Source organism: Sorangium sp. So ce381 (assembly GCF_051473845.1).
Taxonomy (GTDB): Bacteria; Myxococcota_A; Polyangia; order Polyangiales; family Polyangiaceae; genus Sorangium; species Sorangium atrum.
On record NZ_CP150336.1, the window covers coordinates 4,690,564 to 4,714,230 of the forward strand.

Below are 23,667 nucleotides of genomic sequence, written 5' to 3' on the forward strand. Positions count from 1 at the left end.
ATCGGCGCTTCTGGGTCGGGCGCGGCTACGCCCTGAACTCCGCCAGCGACCGGCACACGCGGCGGAGCCGGTCGCGCAGCCACCGGTGCGCGGGGTCGGCGTCGAAGCGGGGGTGCCACGCCTGCGAGATGGTGATGGCCGGCGTGGTCACGGGCAGCGGGAACGTGACGAGATCGAAGCGCGGGGCGGCGTGCGCGAGCCATTTCGACGGGAACGCGCCGACGAGGTCGGAGCTGGCGAGGAGGCACAGCGCCGCGTAGTGGCCTGACGCCACGGCCGCGGTGGTCCGGGCGAGCCCTTTCTTCTTGAGGGCCTCGTCGATGGGGCCCCAGGTCTTGCCCAGCCTGGAGACGCCGAGGTGCGCGTGCTCGACGAACCGCTGCAGCGTCACCTTGCCGGACGCGAGCGGGCTGCCGCGGCGCACAACGCCCACGAAGCGGTCCTTGACGAGCGCCTGCACGCGGATCTCCGGGCCCATGTCGCCGATGATGCCGACGTCGAGATCGATCCGGCCCTCCCGGAGCGCGGCGACGTCCTCGTCGCCCTCGGGGAGGAAGCGGACCGTGACGCCCGGGGCCTCGGCCCTCAGCGCGTCGAGGAGCGGGGCGCCGAGGAGGCCGACCATGCCGTCGCCGGTCCGGACGGCGAAGCTGCGGGTGAGCGCGGCGACGTCGAGCGCGCCGCGCTCGCGGAGGACCGCGCTGGCCGAGGCGACCACCGCGCGCACGCGCGGGCGCAGCTCCGCAGCGCGCGGCGTGGGCACGAGCCGCCGGCCGGCGCGCACGAGGATCGGGTCGCCCACGGCCTCGCGGACGCGCGCGAGCGTGCGGCTCATGGCCGAGGGGCTGAGGTGCATCCGCTTCGCGGCCAGGAGGACGCTCTCTTCCTCGAGGAGCGCGTCGAGCGCGACGAGCAGGTTCAGATCCATGGAGTGCATGGGACGCAGCAATAACTTACCGCACATGCACTGGAAGTCATGTCTGTTCGGGCGCAGGTTGGGTGTCGAACAGGGCAGCCGCGAGGGCAGGGGAGCCGTCGCCATGGGCCTGCCCGGAGGAGACCTGTCATCATGAGCACCACGCTGGATTCGCCGCGCGTTCAAAGGACCCTCGACCGCCTCTTCCAGGACGCCGACAGCGGCGATCCGGGCATCATCGCCCGCGTCCGCGGCGACCTGGAGCGCCGCGGGCCGAGCCCCGACCCCGAGAGGCTCGCCCACATGCTCGCCGACGCGTATCTGCCGGTTTCCCGCGAGGTCGGGCGGCTACTGCACTTGCTCGCCTTCGCGACGAGGGCGCGCACCGTGGTGGAGTTCGGCACGTCGTTCGGGATCTCGACGGTGTTCCTGGCCGCGGCCGTCCGCGATGCCGGGGGCGGCGGGCGGGTGATCGGCAGCGAGATGCACCCGGAGAAGGTGCGGCGTGCGCGGCACAACCTCGAGGAGAGCGGGCTCGGGGAGCTCGTCGAGATCCGCGAGGGAGACGCGCTGGTGACGCTGCGGGACGGGGAGGGGCCGATCGACTTCGTTCTGCTGGACGGATGGAAGAACCTTTATTTGCCGGTGCTCCAGATGCTCGAGCCCCGGTTGCGGAGGGGCGCGCTCATCGTCGCGGACGATCTCGACATCGCGCCGGATGACCTGCGGCCGTACCTGGAGTACGTGCGCGGCGCGGGCAGCGGCTACGGGTCGGTGGAGATCCCGCTGGGGGACAGGCTGGAGGTCTCCTGCTGGCATGGCCGCGACGGGCGCGAGGGCGGGGCGTGAGACAGGTCGCCTCGCTCCTCGCGCGAGGCGAGCAGCGCGCGGCGGCGCGTGCGCGTCAATGCTTCATCAATGCTTCTTCTTGCAGCCCCCGTACCGTTCCACGCTCGCGAGGGTTGGCGGGTTGCTGAAGTACGTCGCGTCATACCCGCCCGTGATGAGGACCGAGCCGTCTTGCAGGGTCGTCGCGGTGTGGAAGCCCCTCTGGATCGGCTCGTCGATCTCGGTCCATGTGCCGTTCGCCTCCTTGTAGATCTCGGCGCCGTCGCTGCCGACGGCCATCACGCGGCCGTGGGACATGGGCGTGACGGCGGATGCCCACGTGTGGAGGAAGTTCGGCGGCGCGGTCAACGTCCACGTGTCGTTCGCGGGATCGTAGATCTCGGCGGTCTCGCCGGCGTCGACGAGGATCTCGATCTCCTCCTCGGTGCCGCCGTAGATCCTGCCGCCGCCGCCCACCACCAGCACGCGCCCGCTCGGCAGCAGCGTGGCCGTGTGCTGCATGCGGGGCAGGTTCGTCGGCGCCGCCGCCGCCCAGGCGCCCGTGGCCGGATCGTAGATCTCCACGCTGGTGCGGCCCTGGGGCATCTCGTTGCCGTTCAACGTGTAGCCGCCGACGACGAGCACGCGCCCGTCCTGGAGCAGCGTCGACGTATGAAGGTAGCGGGTCACCGACATCGACCCTGCGCTGGACCATGTGTTCGTGGCGGGGTCGTAGAACACGGCCTCCTTGAGGCTCCTGTCGTCGTCGCTGCCGCCCGTGCGCAACACCCGCCCGTCCGGCAGGAGGGTGAGCGCCGTATAGGCGAACTCCCAACCACGGGCCGCCTCGCCGGGCGTGAGTGGGACGCTCGCCGTCGTGCCCGTGCTCGGATCGTAGACAAGCCCGCCCGGGCTGAAGAGCACCCTGCCGTCCTGGAGGAGCGCCGCGCCAACGGGGGACATGGGGTAGGGCAGCGTGTCACCGGTCGTCCACGTGTCAGCGGCGGGATTGTAGAAATCGACCGTCGTGGGGTAGGGGTAATCGCCGCTGCCGCCGGCGACCATCACCTGGCCGTCCGGCATGAGCAGGGCGATGTGCCGCTCTCGCGCCACCGGCAGCGGCGCCGCCGACGACCACTCCGCGTGGACGCCGACGTGGCGGCGGCACTTTTTCTTCTTGGCGTGGTGGTGGGCCAAAGGCGCCGAGTTCACCTCCAGCGCCCCCTCCTCGAGCGCATCCGAGGCGAGGGGTTCAGGCTCCGCCCCAGCACCGCAGCCGGCGACCGCGAGCGCGGCGAGGGAAACGAAGGCGACCAGACCACGATGATGGCGACGACCGATGGTGGACATGTAGGACCTCGTCATGAGCTGGAGGAGTGGCAGCGGTCCCGTGCTGGGGACGCGCCATGGAGCGCAACAGAAGACCATATCAGATGGCCGCTAAGCTGGAACGGGGCGCGCTTGGCCGAGCGAGCGCTTTGACGCTTCGTATGCTCCGCGATGCCGAGCGTGGACTCTGTACCCCGCTCGCGGGGACCCTCTCCACCCGCTACGCGCCATAGGCGTTAACCAAGCTTCGCACCGCGTTCTCCTACATCGAACGTTTACGTGGTCGTAATCGTAATCGTGGTCGTGGTCGTGGTCGTGGTCGTTCACGGCCAACCGTTGACGACCACGACCACGACCACGACCACGTAAACGTTCACGTAAACGCTCACGTTCACGTAAACGCTCACGTTCACGTAAACGCTCACGTTCACGTAAACGCTCACGTTCACGTAAACGCTCACGTTCACGTAAACGCTCACGTTCACGTAAACGCTCACGTTCACGTTGGTGTCCGATGGGGGCGGGCTTCGGTGACCGAGCTTGGTCAACGCCTATGCCCGCTAAACCCCCACCACCGCCCTCTCCATCGCCCCTCGCGCGCTCGCCACGGCCGCAAACCGCGGCCCGAGGTACTCCGCCACCCGCACATGCTGGCTGAACACCACATTGAACCGGATATGCGGATCGCCCGCCCCATCCGCCATGAACGTCGCCCCGCGGGCCAGCAGGATCTTGTTGAGGTACGCGTCCTGCACCAGCTCGTCGACGTCCACCCCGCGCGGCGCCGCGCCCCAGAGGAACAGCCCGCCTTCACCCGGGTGGTCCAGCAGCACGCCGGCCTCGCTCAGCCGGCGCGCCGCTGCGTTCCGTGCCGCGCCGAGCTTCTGCTGCAGCCGATCGATGTGCTTGCGCCACCTGCCGGCCGACAGCACCTCCAGGAGCACGAGCTCGTTCAGCGCGCCGGTCGTCAGCACCGAATAGATCTTCTCGCGCAAGAGGGGCTTCAGCCGCCCTGGCTCGGCCGCGATGTAGCCGAGGCGCAGCGCCGGGCTCAGCGCCTTGCAGAAGCTGGAGTAATAGATGACCCCGTCCAGCCCCGAGAGCTGCGCCAGCCGCGTGGGATGCCCGGGGTGGAAGTGACCGTGCACGTCGTCCTCGGCGATGAGGACACCGTGCTGGTGCGCGATCGTCAGCACGCGGTGCAGGTTGGCGGCGCTCGAGCCCCAGCCGGTCGGGTTGTGCAGCACGCTCTGGAGGAACATGAGCTTGGGCCGGTGCTCGCGGCACGCAGCCTCCAGCGCCCCCGGATCCACGCCGTCCGGCGTTCGCGCCACCGGGACGAGGCGGTAGCCCGCCTGCCGCAGGCGGCCGAACAACAGGAAATAGCCCGGGTTTTCCACCAGCACCGCGTCGCCTGGCTGGAGGTAGGCCCGGCAGATCAGGTCGATCGCATGCGTGCCGCCCCAGGTCGTGAGCACGCGGCCCGCGTCGGCCGCGAGGCCCTGCGAGCGCATCAGCATCGCGATGCGCTCCCGCAGCTCGGGTAGCCCCTGCGGCGGACAGCGCGCCGCCATGCCGGCGTCGTTGCGGGCGAGCGCGCGCTGGAGAACCGTCGCAGGGATGGCGTCGCTCAGCCAGCTCGCCGGCAGCGCGCCGCTGCTGGCCAGCAGCACGCCGGCGCGCTGGTCGTTGGACTGCTGCGCCAGCCACACCGGCTCCTGCTCCTCGCCGGCCTCCAGCCACGCCTCGTTGGGCATGGCCGAGGCCGCCTCGCACACGAAGAACCCGGCCGTGCCGCGCGACTCGAGAAGCCCGGCCGCCACCAGCCGATCGTAGGCCGTCACCACGGTGTTGGGGCTCACGCCGAGCTGCGCCGCCAGCTGGCGGATCGACGTCAGCCGCGCGCCGGGCGGCAGCTGCGCGCCCTCGATCAGCGCGCGCAGCCGCGCCTCGATCTGGTCGGCCAGGGGAACGGCGGAGTCGCGGTCGAGCGAGAACATGGGTCAACGCAGGAACAGGAGCGCCAGCACCGCCAGCGCGCCGGCCATGATGCCATTGAACAGCCGGTGCCGTCCCGCATCGGTCAGAAATCGCCGGATGGCCACGCCGAACAGCGCCCACGCCGAGGTGCACGGAAAGGTGATGGCGAGGCTGACGACGGACACGAGCAGGGCGCCGCTCGCCACGCCCATGCCTGGCGGCATGAACACCGAGGCCACCGTGATCGCCTTGACCCAGCTCTTCGGGTTGACGGCCTGGAACAGCGCCCCCTGCGCGAACGACAGCGGCCGCGGCACCTCGGCGCCCTTGACCGCGGCGCCGCCGGTCAGCTTCCACGCCAGCACCAGCAGGTACAGCGCGCCGGTCACGCGCAGCACGCCGTGCAGCGCCGGGCAGGCGGCGAACAGCGCGCCGAGGCCCAGGCAGGCGACGAAGGTCTGGACCGCGCCGCCCACGCCGATGCCCAGGAGATGCGGCAGCGATCGGCGGTAGCCGAAGTTGGCGCCCGAGGCGGTGAGCATCATGTTGTTCGGCCCAGGGGTGCTCGACATCACGAAGCAATAGGTCAGGAGGGGCAGCAGCTCGGTCATCGCAGAACGCTCCGGTCGGGGATGGCCCGGAGCGTAAGGAGGCGGTGTTCGCCGGTGAAGGCACAGGGGGCGCTCCGCACGAAAGCACTGTGTCAGTCGCGCGACCGGTACAGCGCCGGGGGGCGCACCGGACGTGGACGCTGCGTGCGGCTGCGACGTTCTGGCGGATGCCATCGCACCGGCCAGACTCCACGTTCCGGCTGGCGCGGAGACGGATTGATCGCGTACCTGTACCACTCGGAGCAGCACAGCCGGACGAGGCCCCTGGCCGCGGAGGAGACATGACGGACGAATCAGCGGCAGGCGCGCCCGACAAGGCGGCATTTTTCCGACCGGAGAACGAGCGGGAGGGCTCGCGCAGCGAGATCTCGAGCCCCACGGGGAAGTACAGGCTCGTGGTGTCGAGCTTCTCGACGGGACGTGGCACCTGGGACTATGCCCAGGGCGAGGTCTACAGGACCGCCTCTGCCGATCCCATCGCCGTCGTGCAGAGGAACTTTGACTGGTTCCCTTTCCTGTTCGTCGAGGCGCACCCGAACGGCCACGACTACCTGGTGTGCGGCGAGGACTACCAGGGCCAGACCGTGGTGGAGCTCGATACCGGGAGGCGCCGCGACCACCTGCCGGACGAGGCGAAGGACGGGATCGCCTTCTGCTGGGCGGAGATGCGCTTCGAACCGTCGGCCGTGATGCTCGTCGTCGAAGGGTGCATCTGGGCGTGCCCGTACGAGTTTCGCTTCTTCGACTTCTCGGACCCGATGTCGGGATGGCCCGAGATCGAGGCGCCCATGGTGAACGACCCGGAGGCGGCGGGCGCGTGACCCCCGTCTCTCCCTGCTCGCTCGTGCCTCCAGGGGTGTCAACCTCGCTTCATTTGGGAAAGTCCGTCGACTCCGCGACGGCGCGCCACGCGGCGAGCTCCTGCGCCACGAACGCGTTCTTCGCCTCGATCGCAGCGACGGTGTCGCTGCCGAGCGGGAGGCGGAGCGGGGGATTCTTCGCGCGGGAGAGCTCGACGACCACGCGCGCGAGCCGCTCCGGGTCGCCAGGCTGCTGGAGGCTGACCTCCTTCGCGCGGCTCCGGACCTTGCCCGCGGTGTCCGCATAATCGGCGATGACGTTTCCCATCTCGACGACGGACTTCGCCTCCAGGAACTCCGTCCGGAAGTAGCCCGGCTCGATGACCGTCACCGCGATGCCGAGCGGCGCGAGCTCGGTGTGGAGCGCCTCCGAGATCCCCTCGATTGCGAACTTCGTCGAGCAGTAAACGCCGAACCCGGCGCCCGACCGGTAGCCGCCGAGCGACGAGATGTTCAAGATCTGGCCGGCGCGCTGCTTCCGGAGCTGCGGGAGCGCGGCGCGCGTCACCGCGAGGAGGCCGAACACGTTCGTCTCGAAGACGCGCCGGACCTCGTCCCCCGAGGTCTCCTCGATCGCGCCCATGACGCCGTAACCGGCGTTGTTCACGAGGACGTCGATCCGGCCGAACCGAGCGACGGCCGCCTCGACCGCGGCGGCGACCGACGCCTCGTCCGTCACGTCGAGCGCGACGGGGAGGAGCGCCTCGGGCCGCCCGAAGCGGTCCGTGATGCTCTTGGGATCGCGCGCGGTGGCGACCACCCGATCTCCGGCGGCGAGCGCCGCCTTTGCGATCTCCGCGCCGATGCCGCGCGACGCGCCCGTGATGAACCACACCCGCTCGTGCTTGCTCGTTTCCATGGGGATCTCCTCTTCGTGGCCGGGGCGCTGCGCCCCTCACACGACGGAAGATGCAACATCCCGAGCATGAAGAAAATGCGCGCACGCAGGAGCAGCCGAAGCTCCGCGCGCTGATAGAGACGGTCACGAGCCTCCGCGGGCAGGAGGCCAAGCCGCTCAGTCGCACTCCCCGACGCTCCACAGACCGGGCGCCTCCACGTGGAGCGTGACGATCTCGTCCTTGTCGAACCCGAGCGCCTGCTGCACACCCGTCGTGCGGTATCCAAGGAAGATCTGGTCGTCCCCGAGGTCCACGATGTGCTTGTGGGCGCGGCCGTGGATCTCGTGCTCCGCCACGGACGCTGTGATCGCGTTGCAGGCGAAGGGGACGTAGCTCACGTGCGCGAGCATGATCGGCCCGGAAACGTTGAAGTCCGTCACCGAGAGCCCTGTGAACTGCCCGTCCGCGTCGTCGCTGCTCGGGTCGGTGAACGGCGTGAAGGTCCGGCCCCCCTCCTCGTTGTAAAGATTGGCGAGGGAGCTCGGTGAGCTCGGGTTGTTCGCCATGACCGCGATCTTCCCGGCGCCGGCCTTCCTGGCCTCGTCGACGCGGTAGATCGCCACGCCGCCGGAGACGTCATCGAAGTCGAACCAGCGCTGCAGGCCGCGGTCGTAACCCTCGTTCTGGCGGTTGTCGATGAGGAAGTACTGGTCCGGATCCGAGGTCTCGATCTTGTAAATCGTCGGCTCGACGCCCTGCCCGAGGAACTCCGCGCCGGCCGTCCGGACGATGGCAATGTCCTGCGGCGGGGCGCCGGGCTCGATCACCGTCGGCGCCAGGAATCCGGCCCGGATCCGGCTCCAGGCGCCCATCGCCACGGGCATCGAGCCCGCGGGCGAGCCGCTCGTGCTCCCCCAGCTCCCGCTCGCCATCACGCACCATGACCCGAGCGGGGTCGGGCCCTTGTAGAGATCCGGGAGGCCGACCGCCGCGTGCCCGAGCTCGTGGACGATGACACCCACCGTGGCCGGCATCGTGGTGGGCACGCCGCCGACGGAGTGGACCTGCCGTTCGCCGAGCGCGGCGTAGCCGGAGAGGACCTTCCCGTCGAGGGTGATCGGGTCCTCGAAGCCCTTCGCATGGGCCCAGATGGATGGCGTCTTGCTGGTGTTCGCGGTCTCGTAACCGGCCACGATGAAGACCACGTTGAGCTCGTCCCCGCGGACCTTGCCGTCTGCATTGGTGTCGTAGGAGGCGAAGTTGACGTAGGGATCCGCCATCACCAGCGCCTCCTTCAGGTAGAGCTGAAAGAGGGAGAAATCCTTCTTGCTGTTGGGGTGCGCGAACGGGAGCTTGATCCGGACGATGCCGTCGTTGGCGGTGCCCTGGGTCTCCTTCGCGCGGGTGAAGGAGAACTTCCCGCGCGACATGTCGGCGTAGTAATGGTTCACCGAGCCCGGGAGGCTCCCGTACATCGTCTGTTTCCAGTACGCGATGTCGGTGGCGAAGCTGCCGGTGAACGCGCCCGGCGTGGCGAGCCCGCCCCCCTGGGTGAACTCCAGCAGGATGGTCAGCAGGGGGCGCCGGATCCCGGTGATCACCGCCGGAGCCGCCGCGAACGAGAGCGCGCCCCGCGAACGTGAGGTCGCCGCCTCCCAGAGGGTATCGAGCGCCTCGTCGTCGATGCGCTGGAGCAACGCCGGATCCACGGGGCCGCCGTGCCCGCGGAGATCACGGACCAGCACCCCGGAGGGGACGAGCTTGAGGGCGCCGCGCGCGTCCGATCCGAGCTCGGCGACCTCGTAGTCGCCCGAGAGGTCGTTGAGCACGACGGCGGTGCCGTCCGCCATCCGGAGGTAGTCGAAGTGCTCGTCGCCGATCACCTCGGCGCGGAAGGTCGCGCCGTTCGGGTCGAGCGATATCTCGCGCAGCCCGGGCTCGGCGCTCACCGCGGCCGCAGGGCGGCTCGCCGAGACGGCGCTCGCCAGCGCGGCGAGCGCGACGAGCCCGAGCCGCGCTCCGCGCCGCGCGCCGGCGATCCCCTGGTGATCCACGTTGGCTGTGCTGCTGTGTCGAGACGTCATGTCCGTGTCCTCCTCGATCCGCGTTTCGCCGCGTTCGAGGGGCGCATCGCAACGCATGTGCCGGGATCGGTGTGCAGCGCGAATCGGCGCGTTTCGAGGCTGATCCGCGCGTCTTCGGCGAGCGCTGCGCCCCGCGCCGACGCGCCGCCGGGACAGCTGTCGCGCGCGCGCGACGGATGCTGTCGCGGCGGCGTGACAGCGGTCCTGCAGGCGCGCCGGCGGCGCGCTGCAGGCGCCGCTGCGGCCCCGCGGGCGCGCCGGTTCCCGGTTGACGCGGCCCCCTCCAGGGGCACCATGGCGATCATGGGCGACGATTCCGGGGAGGCCTGCACGCTCACGAGCTTCGATCAGGGGCGCTCTCTCCGGCTCCCGGCCGTCTCGGTGACCGTCGCCCTCCCGGACCGGCGCACGCTCACAGCGCCGCTCGATCTGCGCCCCCTCCTCGTGGGCGCGGGCGCGGACTGCGATCTGGTCCTCGCGGATCCACGCGCGTCGCGCCGGCACTGCGAGATCCGGTTGACGGAGCAGGGGGTGCTCCTGCGCGATCTGGGCAGCAAGAATGGCACGCTGATCCGCGACGTCCGGATCCGCGAGGCATTCCTCCCGCCGGGCATCCCCGCCACGGTCGGCGGCTCCGAGATCGTCGTCGGCGCTGCGGGCCCCGCGGCTGTTTTGCCGCTCTCCGCCGCGGACGCGTTCGGCGAGGCCGCGGGGCGGAGCCTCCCCATGCGCGCGCTGTTCGCCCGGCTGGAGCGCGCGGCCCCGACCGACGAGACCTTGCTCCTGCTGGGCGAGTCCGGCACCGGCAAGGAGGTGCTTGCGCGGGCGATCCACGCGCAAAGCCGCCGCAAGGACGGCCCCTTCGTGGTCGTGGACTGCGGCGCCATCGCGCCGAACCTGGTGGAGAGCGAGCTCTTCGGGCACGCCCGGGGCGCGTTCACGGGCGCCGCGGCGGCGCGGCCGGGTCTGCTCGAGCAGGCGAGCCGGGGCACGCTCTTCATCGACGAGATCGGCGAGCTCCCGCTCGAGCTCCAGCCGAAGCTCCTCCGCGCCATCGAGGGGCGGCAGATCCGGCGGATCGGATCGAACGAGTGGCTCCCCTTCGACGCGCGGATCGTGGCGGCCACGCACCGGAACCTGCGCGCGAAGGCCCAGGACGGCTCGTTCCGGGCCGATCTCTACTTCCGGCTCTCGGTGGTGGACATCCACGTCCCCGCGCTCCGGGAGCGCAAGGACGACATCCCGCTCCTCGTCGAGCGCTTCCTGGTCGCGCGGGATCCGCCGCGCGCGCTCGCCGACCTGCCGCCGGGCGCGCTCCCGCTGCTGGAGGCGTACGACTGGCCGGGGAACGTGCGCGAGCTCCGGAACACCGTCGCGCGGCTCGTCCTCTTCCCCGAGCTGCTCCACGAGATCCTCGGCGCTGCGCCGGCGGCGCCGCAGGGGAGCTCCAGCGCGGAAGCGACGCGCCCCGATCCCTCGGGCGCGGCGCCCTCCGGCGCGGGTTCGTCGGGCGCGGCGCCCTCCGGCGCGGCGGCAGCAGGGCCCGGGGACGCGCGCCTCCGCAGGCTCCTCGAGCTGCCGCTGCCCGAAGCGCGGGAGGTCGTGCTGGAGGAGCTGGAGCGCGCCTACGTCACCGAGAAGCTCCGCCAGCACGGGGGCAACATCTCGCACGCGGCCGACGCGATGGGCGTCTCCCGCCAGCTCGTCCACCGGCTGATCCAGCGCCACGGCCTCCGGGCACGATGATCCTGCCCGTGGACGGCGACGAGCCCCGCGTCGACGCCCCGCAGTGGCCGCGGCGCGGCCGCGACGACGCGACCCTCACCGGCCCGGCCATGGCTGCCGCGCCCGCCGCGCCCGGCGCGATGCCCGCTGCGCCCGAGGCTTCGCCCGCTGCGTCGGAGGCCACGCCCGCCGCGCCCGCCGCCACCTCCGATCTTGGCCTCGGCGAGGAGAGCCGGCGCTCCGCCGCCGCGCGCGACTCCACGCCCGCCGCGCCCTCGCCGATACCGCCTTCGCTCCACGCTCGCTTCGAGGACTTCCACCTCCTCGGCCGCGGCGGCATGGGCGTCGTCTACCGGGCGCGGGACCTCCGGCTCGGCCGGCGCGTCGCCATCAAGCTCCTCTCGGCGGGCGCGCAGATCGACGGGAGCTTCCTGCGCGAGGCGCGTTCCCAGGCGCGGCTCCGCCACGAGAACGTCTGCGAGGTCCACGAGGCCGGCGTCGCCGATCACGTGCCTTTCCTCGTGATGCGCTGCATCGACGGCCCCTCGCTCCAGGACGCCCGCGGCGACCTGACCCTCGAGGAGAAGGCGCGCGTGGCCCGGGCCATCGCCGCCGCGCTCCACGAGGCGCACCGGCTCGGCCTCGTGCACCGCGACGTGAAGCCGAGCAACGTCATGCTCGAGCGGGGCACGGACGGCGCCTACCGCCCCTACCTCATGGACTTCGGCATCGCGCGCGAGGCGGGGGAGAGCGGGCCCACCCTGACAGGCGCCCTGCTCGGAACCCCCGCGTACATGGCGCCCGAGCAGGCCGCGGGTCGGGTGCACGCCCTCGATCGGCGGACCGACGTCTACGGCCTGGGCGCGACGCTCTACGCGCTGCTCGCGGGCCGCCCGCCGTTCACGGGGGGCACCGTGATGGACGTGCTCCGCCAGGTGCTGGAGGCGGACGCGACGCCGCTCCGGACCCTGGACCGCGACATCCCCCAGGATCTCGAGGCAGTGGTGATGCGCTGCCTCGAGAAGCAGCCCGGCGCCCGCTACGAGTCGGCGCGCGCGCTCGGCGAGGACCTGCAGCGCTTCCTGGACGGCGATCCGGTGCTCGCGCGCCGCGCCTCCCTCGGCCGCCGCCTGGCCCGGGCTGCGCGGCGGCACCGGGCGGCCGTCGCTGGCGTGGCCGCGCTGGTCGTCGCGGCCTTGGTCGTCGCCGGCCTCTCCGTCCGGAGCCGGCGCGCCGCCGCGGAGCAGGCGGAGCTCGCGCGCGAGCTCGGCGAGACCGTGAAGGAGATGGAGCTCTTCCTCGTCGGCGCCCACGCGATGCCGCTCCACGACGTCGAGCGCGAGCGCGACGTGGTCCGCGCCCGCCTCAGGACCGTGGAGGCCCGGATGGCGCAGGCGGGCGAGAGCGGCCGCGGCCCCGGGGAGTACGCGCTCGGCCGCGGCCTGCTGGCGCTCCAGGAGCCGGCCGCCGCCATCGAGCACCTCCGCGCGGCCGAGCAGGCGGGTTACCGATCGCCGGGGCTCGACTACGCCGCCGGCGCGGCGCTCTCCGAGCTCTACCGCCGCGGCCTGGAGCAGGCCCGGCGCATCCGCAACCCGGCGCAGCGCGAGGCCCGGGTCGCCGCGCTGGAGGCCGAGCTCAAGGCGCCGGCGGTCCTGCACCTCCGCGCGGCGCTCGGGGGCGCCGTCGACGCGCCCGCGTACGCCGAGGGGCTGCTCGCGCTCGCCGAGGGCAGGCACGAGGACGCGCTGGAGAGGGCCCGGGCCGCGTTCGCGGGGGCGCCGTGGCTCTACGCGGCGAAGAAGCTGGAGGGCGACGTGCTCTTCGCGATGGGGAGCCGCTACCGCCACGACGCCGCCTTCGATTTCGAGCGGATGAAGGGCCATTTCGACGGCGCCGCCGAGGCGTACCGGATCGCCGCCGACCACGGGCGGTCCGACCCCTCGGTCCACGCCGGCGCGTGCGAGCTCTGGACCCAGACCATGAACGCCGCCGGCAAGCACGGCGCGTCGATGCGACCGAGCTTCGAGCGGGCGCGGGAGGCCTGCGGTCGGGCGCTCGCGGCGAGCCCGCGGAGCGCGGAGGCGTACGTGAAGCTGGCCTGGGTCCACAGCTGCTTCGCCTGGTGGGTCGCGAGCGGAATGCAGGAGGGCGAGGACGCGGAGGCGGCCCTCGCCGAGGCGACCGCGCGCGCCGAGGACGCGCTCGCCAGGAGCCCGGACGACGCCATGGCGCGGTACGTGGCCGCCTCGGTCTTCCGCGCGCGGGCCTACCACGCGGACCTGATCGGCCGCGACCAGGGCGAGGCCCTCGAGCGCGCCGTCCAGGGCTACGAGGCCGCGCTCCAGCGCGAGCCGGACCTCGCCTGGGCCCTCAACGAGCTCTGCGTCGTCCACGCCGAGCGCGGCCGCTACGAGTCCCTGCGCGGCCTCGATCCGAAACGGTCTTTCGAGCGCGCCGAGGATCGCTGCGAGCAGGTCCTGGCGCTCGATCCAGGGTTCGGCAGCGCGCGAACGTCGCGCCTGACCGCCGGCTTCTACGAGGTCGAGCACCTCGTCCGCGCCGGCCGCTCTCCGGAGGTGGCGGTCCAGCGGGTGCACGCGGTGATCGAGGCGACGCGCCGGAGCGATCCTTCCTGGACCGGGGCTCCCTACTGGCGGCTCTGGCTGGATCACGCGCTGGCGATGCACGCGCTGGACGCGGGGGCCGATCCTGGCCCGGCGCTCGCGCGCGTCCAGGAGAGCGCGCGGGCGATGGCGCCGGGCGCGGCCGCGTATCCGGAGTCGCTGCGGGCGATGCTGGCGATGCTCGAGGCGCGCGTCCGGCTCGCGCGGGGCGAGGATCCGGCGGCCGCGCTCCGGATCGCGCGCGAGACGCTCGATCGCAGGCTCGTCGAGGCGCCCTGGGACGTGTCGGACCGGGCGCAGCGCGCCGAGGCGGAGCTCCTCGCCTTCCGATGGAGCGCGCAGCGGGGCCGTCCGGAGGCGGCGGCGCTCGACGCGGCGCTCGTCCCGCTCCGGCCCGTGCTGCTCGGCGAGCCGCGCGCCGATCCGCGGATCTACGCGCTGCTGGCCGAGATCCACGAGGCCCGCGCCGCGCTGCGGGCGGGCCGCGGGCAGGACGCCGCGGCCGAGATCGACGAGGGGCTCCGGCACGCAGGCGCGGCGCTCGCTCTGAACCCGCGCTTCGACCGGGCGCTCGTGGCCCAGGGTGGGCTCTTTCGCCTGCGCGCAGCGGCGGCGCCCGGTGCGGCCGCCCGGAGAGAGGCCACGCTGCGGGAAGCCGAGGCCCTGGAGGCGGCGATCCAGGCGAACCCGCTGCGCGCCCGGACCGTGGGCGCGCGCCTCGTCGAGGCGCGGCGGCTCGCGGGCGAGGGGCCTGGCACGGCCGCGCGCTGAGGAGTGAGCTGCGCCAGCGGAGCGTTGCGGCTCATTGCGGGTAGCCGGGGGGGAGGGGATCGCACCAGTCGGGCGCGGGGTCCTCCAACCATGTCATCGTGCACGCCTTGCTGTTGCAGTCGTACTGCCCGCTCCCCGGCGCGCCCACGGCCTGGCACTCGGCGTTGAACTCGAGGACATCCTTGTAGACGAGGCCGCAGGTGTTCTTCTGGTAGCAGTACCGCTGAGCCAGCGCTGCCTTGGCGTCGATCCCGCACCCGCTCAGGAACGAGCGTGTCGGGTAGACGTCCACGACGACGTTGCCCGCGACCACGCTCGCGCACCAGACCGCCTCGCTGTGGATGAACCCGCCGTGGTCGCCGCCGTCGTCGTTCACGTGGGATCCCGTGAGCAGGATCTTGACGCCATCCTTCTTGTCGTTGACGAACGCGATCACGCACTCCAGCACGTTGTCGATCACGTCGTCGGAGAGCCCCTTCTCCGTCCAGACGGAGGCGCCGCTCACCATCCCCCGTCCCTGGTAGGGCTTGTTGCCGTAGGTCACGACGGTGCCGCTCGCGACGGCGCAGCGGAACGTGTGATTGAAGACCTCCTCGCCGCCCGCGTCGGAGAAGACGGGGGTGGTGGTGATCGCCGGGTTGATGGCGCCGTTCTGGAGCAGCGGGTGCCGCAGCCAGCGGGCGACCTCCAGCTTCCAGGTGTGCCACGCGAGCTTCGGCGTGCCGTTGGGGTCCTGCGATCCGGGCTTTATCACCGTCGCTTCGAGCCCGGGCCCGTCGAGCTCGGCCTCGATCTCCGACTCCGATGCCGGCCCGCAAGCCGCCATGAGGAGCCCGATGCCCATCACCATCCCGTGCGCACCAGCAGAGCGCTTCATCGCGATCTCCTCGTCCAGAGAGTTTCGAGCCTTCGTTGACGGCAACGGCGAGCTTGCCGGTCATGGACACAAGCGGCCATGATCGCCGCGCTGTGTGCCCGCGACAAGGAGCATGCGCCGTGCCACGCGTGAGAGCGGCGTGGCGGCGGCGGATCGCCCGCGCCTCTCCCGGCGAGGTGGTACGGCGGCGTGACAGGTGACCGCGGCGCGGACAGCCGCTGTTGCGCCGCCATGACAGGCGCTCATCCGAGCTGCCGGAGCTGCCAGAGTGAGCGAGCGGCGAGAGGGGGCATCGCCGGGCCGCGGAGAGGCGATGTTCTCCTCATCCCTGGAGATCCAGGCCACCTCAACGGGGGGGAGCGCGGGGAAAAATCGACCGAGGCCGTGTCGGGTCCGCGGGACCATTTACGGGAGTAGGGGAAAGAGGGCGCGATCCGCGCTCTCCACGATCGCCTTCTGCCCGAGGTACACGCCATGAACAAGCCGTCGTCGCTCCCCCTTTTCCTCTCGCTCCTTCTCGCTGCGGCCGGCTGTGGCAGCACGGCGCCCGTCGAAACCGAGACGCCCGTGCCCGCGCAGGAGGCCCTGCGGGGGAGCCGTTACTGCGAGATCCTGCTCGGCGACGCGGATCTCGGCGCGAGATCGGTGAGGATCGACGTGTACAACACGCAGGGCTTGAACGAGTGCCCCGAGGCGGCGTGGGTAGCGGTCGATGAGGCCGAGGTGAAGGCCGAGACGATGGCGGACGTGGTCGTCATGAACGGCCCGCGCCACTGGATGATCGACAGCTTCGAAGGCTCGAAGGTGCTCGATCCGGAGGTGCGCACGCTCGGCGGCATCGAGATGCGCAAGACGGGCACGCTCACCGTCGCGCTCGCCGAGGCCTCGAGCAAGGCGAAGCCGTACGAGACACGCACCGTGCGGCGCGACACGACGTGGGGCTACGACGCGGGCAAGACCGTCTACGAGCTCGTCGATCCGGAGGGCGCGATCTACGACATGCAGTCGTACAGCGTGCAGGAGGTGCAGCAGGACGAGGCGTCGCTCGCGAAGCTCGGCGAGACGTTGACGCTCCCCGCCGGCTGGGCCTTTCGAACGCGGGTGATCGACGAAAAGCTCGAGGTGGAGGCGGTGGACGGGCTCGCCGTCGTGGTGCAGGACGGCTTCGGGAATACCTATCAGCGCTCGCAGCAATAGAAGGCGAACGGGGCGCGACGTTCAGCGGAGACCCCACGCCTCCGGGGCGGCGAGCTGAAGCGCCCTGTCGGTCACTCCCGCAGCTTCTGCCCGCGCCCGGTCCTCGCCTGCAGCTCGTCGATGCGCTTCGACGCCTCCGCCTTGGTCAGGTTCGCCTCGAAGTCCACGCCCGCCTCCTGGGAGAGCGTCTGGAGATACGACGCCTGCGCGCCTGTCATCGGCTCGTCGCCCGTCTTCCACTGCTCGGGGTCCTTGCGCGTGTTCTCGACGCCGGCGGCCGCCTCCGCGCCGCCGGAGACGCCCACGGCGTCCCGCAATTCGTCGATCTTCTCGGACGCCTCCGCCTTGGTCAGGTCGTCGGGGACCTCTTCGCCCTGCTGCTCCGCGAGCGTGTGCAGGTACGACGCCTGCGCGCCCGTCATCGGCTCGTCGCCCGTCTTCCAGTCGCGCGGATCCTTCTGGACGTTCGACGGCCGCTGTTCGCCTGCTTGCCCCGCGGCCCTGGGATCGGCGGCCTGCTGGTCTCTTTTCGTGCTCATCTCCGGTTTCCTAATCCCGGGAGGGCGCGTGGCAAGCCCGCGAGCACGCCGAACGACGATCGTCGCGCCCCGAGCCAGGCTGGGGTAACACTCCTCGAACACCACGTCTTCGCGGCGCGAGGGTGAGGAGGGATCGATGTCGAAAATCGCACTCGTTACAGGCGCGAACCAGGGCCTCGGTTATGCGATGGTGGCCCGTCTGTGCCAGGAGTTGCCGCCGGGCAGCACCGTGTACCTGGGGGCCCGGGATCCGGAGCGCGGCGAGGCGGCCGTGGCGCGCCTGCGCGAGCAAGGCCTGCAGCCGTCCCTGGCCCGGCTGGACGTGACCGACGACGCCAGCGTCCAGGCCCTGGCCGAGACGGTGGCGCGCCGTCACGGCGGGATAGATATCGTGCTCTCGAACGCGGCCGCGCGCATCGGGAAGGACCTGCCCCAGGCGGTCCAGGTCCGCACCTTCATCGACACGAACAACCACGGCACCTACCGGATGATCCGCGCCTTCGGGCACCTGCTGCGCGACGGCGGGCGGTTCCTCGTGGTCGCGAGCTCCTTCGGCTCCCTGAGCAAGCTGGATTCGCGGCTGCACCACCGCTTCGACCCCGCCACGCGATCTCTCGAGGACATCGAGCGCGTCATGGACGAGTACGTCGAGCTGGTCGAGCGCGGCGAAGCAGAGCTCCACCACTGGCCGGCGTGGATCAATATCCCGTCCAAGGTCGCTCAGGTCGCCTCGATGAAGATCTATGCGCGCCAGCGACAGGCTGAGGCCACAGAGCGCGGGCTCACCATCGCCGCGCTCTGCCCCGGGCTCGTGGACACCGACGCGTCGCGTCCGTGGTTCGACGACATGTCGTCGGCGCAGTCGCCGGCGGACGCCGCGAAGAACGTCCTCTGGATCTGCACGGAACCCGCCGAGTCGGCGCGCGTGGTTCATGGTGAGCTCGTACAGCACCGCCGGGTAATTCCCTGGTTGTGACGCGGCGGTTGATCAGCCGCGCGAAGCGCGCGACGCCGATCGGGGCACGAAAATCGCCGGACTGTTCGCCGCTACCCGGCGGGCCGGACCATCGTGGCGGGTGGCCGAGATCGGCGTGATGCCTCGCCGCAGGAGGAGGCGGCCACCGCCGCGGCCGGGCGGCCGGGCGACAGCGCTCCATCCTGGACCGGCGCTGCGCTCCATTCCGGATCGGCGCCTCGCCTATCGCGGGTCGGCGGCGCGCGGCGCGGCCCCGAAACGCCTCCTTCGCCGTGCCTCCTGCGTGGCCCGCTTCCTGCGAAAGCCGTTCTCGCGAGGTAGAGGTCATGACGCACATCGAGCAGCGCAGGGTCATCATCCACGAGGGCGGCGTGCCGGGCGGCGCCGCGCCGATCCTCCACGCGGACGATCACGGGACCGGGGCGGCCGGTCGCGGGCGGTACGATCAGGGCTGGCGCGCCGGCAAGCCGGCCGAAGATCCAGAGAAGCTCAAGAAGTGGGGCCGTATCAGCGCGAAGCCGAGCGAGTACCTGATTCACATGCGGCGGGGCAGCCTCCGGCCCACCTCCGGTCAGGGCGCCTCGTGCTTCAAGCTCCCGGGCGACAGCGTCGCCGTCGTGCCGACCACGGTCCAGAAGCTCCAGTTCACGGCCGACCAGGTCACCCTCGAAAAGGTCGGCGTGGAGGTCACGGGGCTCGCCGTCTACCGCATCGCGGAGCCGCTCATCGCGTTCCGGATGCTGAACTTCTCGTTCCCGGAGCGCGCGCAGGAGAAGCTCGAGGCGCTGCTCGTCGACATGTTTGCCGGCGCCGTGCGCCGGCTGGTCGCGAACCTCTCCGTCGAGGAATGCTTGACGCGGCGGAAGGAAGGGCTCGCCAGCGAGCTGATACGAGAGATCGTGCCCGTCGTCTCCGGGCGCGGCAGCGCCGAGGACGCCACCGACAAGGGGTGGGGCGTCCTCATCGATACCATCGAGATCCAGGACGTCCGCATCCTCTCTCCGGCGGTGTTCGGCAACCTGCAGGCGCACTATCGCCAGGAGCAGGAGCGGAAGGCCAGGGAGGCGTCGCTGCTCACCGAGCGCGCGGTCCGGCAGGGCGAGGCCGAGGCGCAGCGCGCGATCGAGCTGACCAAGCTCTCCGCCGAGGTCGAGCTGCGCACGCGACGCCAGGAGACCAGCGAGAAGGCCCGGCTCGAGGAGCTCGCCTCCGAGGCGCGGGTGTCGGAGGCGAAGCTCGTGTCCGAGCGGGCGGCCCGGGAGCGGCAGATCACGCTCGACAGCGAGATCGAGCTCAGGAAGCTCGCGGCCGACGTCGGCCTCAAGCAGCAGCGACAGGCGACGAACGAGCAGGGCAAGCTCGAGGAGCTCGCGGCCGAGGCGCGGCTGAAGGAGACGCGGCTGGCCCACGAGCAGCAGATCGCGGCGCTCACGCTGAGGGCCGAGATCGAGAAGACGACGCTCGAGGCGGAGGCGGCGGCGGCGCGCCACGCGGCGAAGATGGCCGCGAGCGCCCACGAGATCGACCTGCTCAGGCAGCGCGCGGCGATCGCGGGCGCGCGCCGGCTCGTGGCCGAGGCCGAGCTCGCCATCGCCGAGATCGAGGCGAGGAAGGCGCGGCTCACGCAGGAGATCGAGCTCGACCGCGCGCGGGCGCTCCGGGAGATCGAGAACACCGTGTCGCCGGAGGTCATCCGGTTGACGGTCGCGCAGCAGATGCCGGCGCTCGCCGCCGCGTTCCAGCAGCGGATGGGAGAGGTGCACATCACGGCCGTCGATGGGGCGAACCCGTTCGGGTACATCGCGGCGGCCGTGGAGGGGGTGATGGGGCTGGCGCGCGCGGCAGGGCTCGAGGTGCCGCCGGCGCGCGCGCAGAAGGCGGAGCTGACCGAGGAGAGCGGGCTGGACAGCGACCGGCGTTGAGCCCGGCGACGTGAAACGCGACTTCATGCGGTTCGGCGAACCATGTGCGTCGCGAGTCCCACACACGAGCGGTCGTGACGCGCCGACGGGAGCGTTGCGCAACAGCGCAATCCGTTGCGGATCATGACAGGGCATTGCGCTCAGCTCCTCGCTGTCTGAGGCGTTTCGCCGAGACCTTCACGCATCTCGCGCCGGCACGTGGGTTGCCGTGCAGCCACGCCGCAACGAAACCACGGCGTGTCGCCGCGGCGGCAGGCCAGAGCCCATCAGACATCACAGGAGGTTTCCCCCGTGAGTGAATCACCGATGTTTTCGACCATGGTCCTCCCCCAGGAGCTCGTCGCGGACGACGTGATCGGTCTCCGAGATCAGATGAGCGCGCGCATCGCGGCGGTGCTCCGGCCCAAGGGCGGTAAGCGCAAGGAGGGCGACGCGCCGCTGCCCAGGGGGATCGAGCCCATCGCGGCGCTGCCGCCGCACATCGACAGGCCGTGGAAGCGCTTCGACGCGGCCGCGACAGAGCTTCAGGATTTCCGCGGCGTGCGGGCGAGCGCGCAGGCCGCCCAGCGCCACTCTGTGACGAGCGAGGCCGAGCGGAGCGCGGCGAACACCGACAGCGACGACCGATGGCGCGCGCTCGAGCAGTGGAACGCGGGCGCCGCCGGGCTCTCCGAGGATGGGCAGACGCCGTCGCCGTCCGATGCGCGCTGGCTGTACGGGCAGCTCTTTCCGGCGCCCGAGGGGCTTCGCTTCATCACGCGCCGGCCCCGGGTCCAGTGGGCCGCGATGGTGCAGCGGATGAAGACGCTGGAGGAGGAGCGCGCGCAGGCGGTGATCGAGCAGTTCGGCGGGACCCGGCACTACCGGCAGCTCGTCGCCGCCCACGCGCGCTTCGGCGAGGCCTACGGCTTCACGACCGTGGTCCTCGCCAAGGAGGGCGGGCCGACCGACGGCCGGCCGCAGTGGAGCGCCGCCCGGGATGCGCTGCGGAGCCTGATCCAGAAGATCGAGAGCCACGCCGACCCGGAGATCCCGGGGAGCGAGGCGCTGGCCGCGTTCCTGCTGGCGCCGTACGTCGAGATGGTCGACGACCTCGCGAAGCCCCGTCGAAGAGCCCCCGCCACAAAGCCCGAAGCCGTCCCGGCGCCACCGCTCGGGGCGGGCAGCACGCCGTGAACCCATCCGGGTGAGCCGACTCCTCCACGCGGGAGACGAGTGGCACTCGTCTCCCGGTGGACGTGCCTCCAAGAAAAGACGAGTGGCACTCGTCTCGCGGTGGACGTGGCTCCAAGAAAAGACGAGTGGCACCCGTCTCGCGGTGGACGTGGCTCCAAGAAAAGACGAGTGGCACCCGTCTCGCGGTGGACGTGGCTCCAAGAAAAGACGAGTGGCACTCGTCTCGCGGTGGACGTGGCTCCAAGACTTCCCTGGTGCCGCGGAGCGATCGGCATGAAGGTCAATGTCCGCTGCTACGACGGGTCCGACTGGGGCCCCGGGGCGCCGGGAACACAGGGCGCGCCCGGCGAGGGCATCGGGCGCCTCACCGAGACTGGATGGGAGGGCGCTACAGGGGCCGAGCGGAGTTGGGGCACGCCGGGCCAAGGCGGCGGCGGCGGTGGTCGTCGGGGCGGGCTTGCCATGTGCGGCGTGGCCTCCAAGGGCGGCGCAGGAGGAGGCTCGGGCGGGGCCGGCGGCTGTGGTTGTCGAGGGGGCCGCGGGGGAGCGAATGCACATCCGGCGATCGGCATCGTCGCGCTTCACGCCCCCTTGACCGTGCGCGACAGCATGATCACGACGGGTTACGGCGGCACGGGCGGCAACGGCGGGCCGCCCCAGGAGGGCGGCGGAGGAGGCAGAGGCGCACCGGGCGCCGCTCTGCTGGACGTCTTTCAGGCCTGCATGGGTGGCCGTGGCGGCCAGGGAGGGCCTGGCGGCTACGGCGGCCCGGGGCGCGGCGGCGACTCGATCGGCGTCGCCTACCTCGACGAGGACCAGCTCACGCTCGAGGGCGTCACCTTTGAGATCGGACCGCCGGGCACGGGCGGAACCAGCTGGAACCACGATGGCACGACGACGATGGGGCAGAGCGGCGAGAGCCACGAGACGCTTCGCTTTCCCGAGTAGCCGCAGTCACGTCAGGGGAGTACGGCGAGGATCTCAACGCATCCCCCACTTTGTCGGCAAGCTGCTGGCCAACGTGCGCCTCGACCTCCGCGGAGCCGCGCCGCTGCGGAGGGGGCGCCGCCGAGTTCGCCTCAAGCTCCTCGCCGGGCACGCGGACGGCGGACGCCCAGGGGAAGGGCTACACCGGATCCACCCAAGTCCACTTGGGCGAGAAGAGGCACATGTATATCGTCGCCTTGCCCATCGACACCGTGTCCATCGCCACGTCCGGAACCACCTCGTTCCCGAGCTCCGGCGGGATCGGCCGGTAGCCAGGGTACGTGGCATCGATCTCCCGGGCCATCTCGCGCGCCCCTGGCTCCTCCTCGGGGATGCCGGGGGGGTGGATCCTCCCGGATCATGCATCTTCCTCGTCGACCTCATCGTCGGCGATGCCGCAGGTGCCCCCGCTCGATCCGGACGAGCGCGGACGAGGCGAGAAGGGAGGATCGAGCGTTCCTCCGCCCTCTGCCTCCACCTTGTCGGCGAGGCGGATCGCGGCAAACCTGGCCGCATACTCAACGGCCTCCGCCCAGTCTCGCCCACGAAGTCGAGAAGTTTCGACCCTGGCGAAGCCGAGTATTTCCACAGCAGCAGACCATGGGTTCTCGGTCCCTGCGTGCGTTTGCGAACATCGCCGATTCGGATCGTGACGATCCGCAGGCTACCGTCAGCGGGAGTTAGCTTTGTCGTTAGTTCAATCACGACTGCCTGTCGCGATCTCTCAAGCAATCAGTATATTCAGTATCGTCCTCAGGGCGCGATCGGCGGTTCAAGGGTGCCGCCCGCATCCTCCGCTCGGCCGCGGATGTACTTGGACGCGAACTGAGCGGCCAGCTCCACTGCGTGGAGCGGATCCGCACCGGCTAGCGGGCGATCGAACGCGACCTCGTCTCCCCACACGATCGTTACGCTGATGTCCCAAGGTGCGGGATCGTCTGCACCGCGCACCTGTTTGACATCGAACAATCGCACCACGATGTCCTGATGAACATCTCCATCGAACTTGTACTTTAACTCGATCATGATCATCGGCACTTTCTGTCGCAGTCGCGGTTACAAACGGCGAGATCGTTTGTACATTCAGACAGGCAGTTTTTATTCCCCTTGGGACAATTGTTGCGACAATTCACCCATATCTGGTAACAGAGATCCTTGCAGCGCTCCAAGCAGTCATTCTGCGCGCCGGTCACCCACCGGCACGGGCCGCACGACTGCACGCCCGAGTCGAGGTGCACCCCATTGGCATATTCGCATCGCTCCTTGGCTTCGTCCAGGCTCGCATGTTGGCCCTGGTAGAGCGAGGTGCAGGCACCGGCCTCACCCCAGTTCTTGCACTGAGTGGAGCCAGCCTTCCACGTAACCGTGCACTCGGCGAGCTCTGAGCCGCCGCACGGATCCTCGTCGTACCCGGTGTGGTTTT

Annotated in this window: 19 protein-coding genes and 2 pseudogenes; 9 read left to right on the plus strand and 12 right to left on the minus strand. The window is 71.0% G+C overall.

The annotated features are described in order from the left end of the window. Positions 1–25: 25 nt before the first annotated feature. Positions 26–937, minus strand: a complete 912-nt coding sequence (locus tag WMF29_RS17600; RefSeq protein WP_437329939.1) for a LysR family transcriptional regulator — start codon at positions 935–937, stop codon at positions 26–28. A gap of 132 nt (positions 938–1,069) precedes the next feature. Between WMF29_RS17600 and WMF29_RS17605 the strand changes: the two genes are divergently transcribed. Beyond that, positions 1,070–1,765: an O-methyltransferase gene (locus WMF29_RS17605; protein ID WP_437329940.1), complete on the plus strand. Its 696-nt coding sequence runs from the start codon at positions 1,070–1,072 to the stop codon at positions 1,763–1,765. A gap of 66 nt (positions 1,766–1,831) precedes the next feature. Here the strand turns inward: WMF29_RS17605 and WMF29_RS17610 are convergent, their stop codons facing one another. The 4 genes from WMF29_RS17610 to WMF29_RS17625 form a co-directional block, all read right to left on the minus strand. Continuing rightward, positions 1,832–3,109 carry a kelch repeat-containing protein gene (locus WMF29_RS17610; protein ID WP_437329941.1) on the minus strand — a complete coding sequence of 426 codons (1,278 nt, stop codon included), beginning with the start codon at positions 3,107–3,109 and terminating at the stop codon, positions 1,832–1,834. 287 nt (positions 3,110–3,396) lie between these two features. Then, positions 3,397–3,576 carry a hypothetical protein gene (locus tag WMF29_RS17615; RefSeq protein ID WP_437329942.1) on the minus strand — a complete coding sequence of 60 codons (180 nt, stop codon included), beginning with the start codon at positions 3,574–3,576 and terminating at the stop codon, positions 3,397–3,399. Positions 3,577–3,633: 57 nt separating this feature from the next. After that, complete coding sequence (locus tag WMF29_RS17620; protein WP_437329943.1) at positions 3,634–5,073, minus strand: PLP-dependent aminotransferase family protein; 1,440 nt, start codon at positions 5,071–5,073, stop codon at positions 3,634–3,636. Positions 5,074–5,076: 3 nt separating this feature from the next. Then, the gene (locus WMF29_RS17625) at positions 5,077–5,664 is read right to left on the minus strand and encodes a LysE family translocator (RefSeq protein WP_437329944.1); all 588 of its coding nucleotides are present in this window, start codon (positions 5,662–5,664) and stop codon (positions 5,077–5,079) included. A 281-nt stretch (positions 5,665–5,945) separates the two neighbouring features. Between WMF29_RS17625 and WMF29_RS17630 the strand changes: the two genes are divergently transcribed. Further along, entirely contained in the window at positions 5,946–6,485 is a 540-nt protein-coding gene (locus tag WMF29_RS17630; protein WP_437329945.1) for a hypothetical protein, read from the plus strand. 49 nt (positions 6,486–6,534) lie between these two features. Here WMF29_RS17630 and WMF29_RS17635 read toward each other — a convergent pair whose 3' ends face one another. After that, positions 6,535–7,383, minus strand: coding sequence for an oxidoreductase (locus tag WMF29_RS17635; RefSeq protein WP_437329946.1), 849 nt, complete (start codon positions 7,381–7,383; stop codon positions 6,535–6,537). A gap of 156 nt (positions 7,384–7,539) precedes the next feature. After that, entirely contained in the window at positions 7,540–9,447 is a 1,908-nt protein-coding gene (locus WMF29_RS17640) for a M6 family metalloprotease domain-containing protein (RefSeq protein ID WP_437329947.1), read from the minus strand. A gap of 303 nt (positions 9,448–9,750) precedes the next feature. On the opposite strand from WMF29_RS17640, the gene WMF29_RS17645 reads away from it, so the two are divergent. Together WMF29_RS17645 and WMF29_RS17650 are read left to right on the plus strand one after the other, a co-directional pair. Then, the gene (locus tag WMF29_RS17645) at positions 9,751–11,193 is read left to right on the plus strand and encodes a sigma 54-interacting transcriptional regulator (protein ID WP_437329948.1); all 1,443 of its coding nucleotides are present in this window, start codon (positions 9,751–9,753) and stop codon (positions 11,191–11,193) included. Next, a complete protein-coding gene (locus tag WMF29_RS17650; protein ID WP_437329949.1) occupies positions 11,190–14,570 on the plus strand; it encodes a protein kinase domain-containing protein in 3,381 nt (1,126 codons plus the stop codon). Before WMF29_RS17645 ends, WMF29_RS17650 begins: the two co-directional genes overlap by 4 nt. Before the next feature lie 31 nt (positions 14,571–14,601). Here the strand turns inward: WMF29_RS17650 and WMF29_RS17655 are convergent, their stop codons facing one another. After that, positions 14,602–15,447: a hypothetical protein gene (locus WMF29_RS17655; protein ID WP_437329950.1), complete on the minus strand. Its 846-nt coding sequence runs from the start codon at positions 15,445–15,447 to the stop codon at positions 14,602–14,604. Positions 15,448–15,921: 474 nt separating this feature from the next. Here WMF29_RS17655 and WMF29_RS17660 point away from each other — a divergent pair, with 474 nt between their 5' ends. Next, a complete protein-coding gene (locus tag WMF29_RS17660) occupies positions 15,922–16,644 on the plus strand; it encodes a hypothetical protein (protein WP_437329951.1) in 723 nt (240 codons plus the stop codon). Between the two features lie 71 nt (positions 16,645–16,715). On the opposite strand, the gene WMF29_RS17665 is transcribed toward WMF29_RS17660, so the two are convergent. Continuing rightward, positions 16,716–16,949 (minus strand): DUF3072 domain-containing protein, encoded by a 234-nt coding sequence (locus tag WMF29_RS17665; protein ID WP_437331133.1) that lies wholly within the window; start codon positions 16,947–16,949, stop codon positions 16,716–16,718. A 6-nt stretch (positions 16,950–16,955) separates the two neighbouring features. Next, a pseudogene (locus WMF29_RS17670) lies at positions 16,956–17,183 on the minus strand (DUF3072 domain-containing protein); the annotation flags it as partial. A 136-nt stretch (positions 17,184–17,319) separates the two neighbouring features. Between WMF29_RS17670 and WMF29_RS17675 the strand changes: the two are divergent. From WMF29_RS17675 to WMF29_RS17690, 4 genes and pseudogenes are all read left to right on the plus strand, one after another. Next, positions 17,320–18,159 carry an SDR family NAD(P)-dependent oxidoreductase gene (locus WMF29_RS17675; RefSeq protein ID WP_437329952.1) on the plus strand — a complete coding sequence of 280 codons (840 nt, stop codon included), beginning with the start codon at positions 17,320–17,322 and terminating at the stop codon, positions 18,157–18,159. Between the two features lie 326 nt (positions 18,160–18,485). Next, a complete protein-coding gene (locus tag WMF29_RS17680) occupies positions 18,486–20,081 on the plus strand; it encodes an SPFH domain-containing protein (RefSeq protein ID WP_437329953.1) in 1,596 nt (531 codons plus the stop codon). Between the two features lie 306 nt (positions 20,082–20,387). Further along, positions 20,388–21,257 carry a hypothetical protein gene (locus tag WMF29_RS17685; RefSeq protein ID WP_437329954.1) on the plus strand — a complete coding sequence of 290 codons (870 nt, stop codon included), beginning with the start codon at positions 20,388–20,390 and terminating at the stop codon, positions 21,255–21,257. A gap of 258 nt (positions 21,258–21,515) precedes the next feature. Then, positions 21,516–22,205, plus strand: a pseudogene (locus WMF29_RS17690) (hypothetical protein); the annotation flags it as partial. A gap of 178 nt (positions 22,206–22,383) precedes the next feature. On the opposite strand, the gene WMF29_RS17695 reads toward WMF29_RS17690, so the two are convergent. Together WMF29_RS17695 and WMF29_RS17700 are read right to left on the minus strand one after the other, a co-directional pair. Then, on the minus strand, positions 22,384–22,548 hold the full coding sequence (locus WMF29_RS17695; RefSeq protein ID WP_437329955.1) for a hypothetical protein: 165 nt from the start codon (positions 22,546–22,548) through the stop codon (positions 22,384–22,386). Positions 22,549–22,997: 449 nt separating this feature from the next. Next, positions 22,998–23,276 (minus strand): hypothetical protein, encoded by a 279-nt coding sequence (locus WMF29_RS17700; protein ID WP_437329956.1) that lies wholly within the window; start codon positions 23,274–23,276, stop codon positions 22,998–23,000. Positions 23,277–23,667 lie beyond the last annotated feature (391 nt).

Coding starts and splice junctions, on each gene's coding strand:
- WMF29_RS17625 (WP_437329944.1), bottom strand. CDS start 5,664: ATGACCGAGCTGCTGCCCCTCCTGACCTATTGCTTCGTGATGTCGAGC.
- WMF29_RS17700 (WP_437329956.1), bottom strand. CDS start 23,276: ATGATCATGATCGAGTTAAAGTACAAGTTCGATGGAGATGTTCATCAG.
- WMF29_RS17675 (WP_437329952.1), top strand. CDS start 17,320: ATGTCGAAAATCGCACTCGTTACAGGCGCGAACCAGGGCCTCGGTTAT.
- WMF29_RS17650 (WP_437329949.1), top strand. CDS start 11,190: ATGATCCTGCCCGTGGACGGCGACGAGCCCCGCGTCGACGCCCCGCAG.
- WMF29_RS17640 (WP_437329947.1), bottom strand. CDS start 9,447: ATGACGTCTCGACACAGCAGCACAGCCAACGTGGATCACCAGGGGATC.
- WMF29_RS17630 (WP_437329945.1), top strand. CDS start 5,946: ATGACGGACGAATCAGCGGCAGGCGCGCCCGACAAGGCGGCATTTTTC.
- WMF29_RS17660 (WP_437329951.1), top strand. CDS start 15,922: ATGAACAAGCCGTCGTCGCTCCCCCTTTTCCTCTCGCTCCTTCTCGCT.
- WMF29_RS17635 (WP_437329946.1), bottom strand. CDS start 7,383: ATGGAAACGAGCAAGCACGAGCGGGTGTGGTTCATCACGGGCGCGTCG.
- WMF29_RS17645 (WP_437329948.1), top strand. CDS start 9,751: ATGGGCGACGATTCCGGGGAGGCCTGCACGCTCACGAGCTTCGATCAG.
- WMF29_RS17655 (WP_437329950.1), bottom strand. CDS start 15,447: ATGAAGCGCTCTGCTGGTGCGCACGGGATGGTGATGGGCATCGGGCTC.
- WMF29_RS17695 (WP_437329955.1), bottom strand. CDS start 22,548: ATGGCCCGGGAGATCGATGCCACGTACCCTGGCTACCGGCCGATCCCG.
- WMF29_RS17685 (WP_437329954.1), top strand. CDS start 20,388: ATGTTTTCGACCATGGTCCTCCCCCAGGAGCTCGTCGCGGACGACGTG.
- WMF29_RS17605 (WP_437329940.1), top strand. CDS start 1,070: ATGAGCACCACGCTGGATTCGCCGCGCGTTCAAAGGACCCTCGACCGC.
- WMF29_RS17620 (WP_437329943.1), bottom strand. CDS start 5,073: ATGTTCTCGCTCGACCGCGACTCCGCCGTTCCCCTGGCCGACCAGATC.
- WMF29_RS17610 (WP_437329941.1), bottom strand. CDS start 3,109: ATGACGAGGTCCTACATGTCCACCATCGGTCGTCGCCATCATCGTGGT.
- WMF29_RS17680 (WP_437329953.1), top strand. CDS start 18,486: ATGACGCACATCGAGCAGCGCAGGGTCATCATCCACGAGGGCGGCGTG.
- WMF29_RS17600 (WP_437329939.1), bottom strand. CDS start 937: ATGCACTCCATGGATCTGAACCTGCTCGTCGCGCTCGACGCGCTCCTC.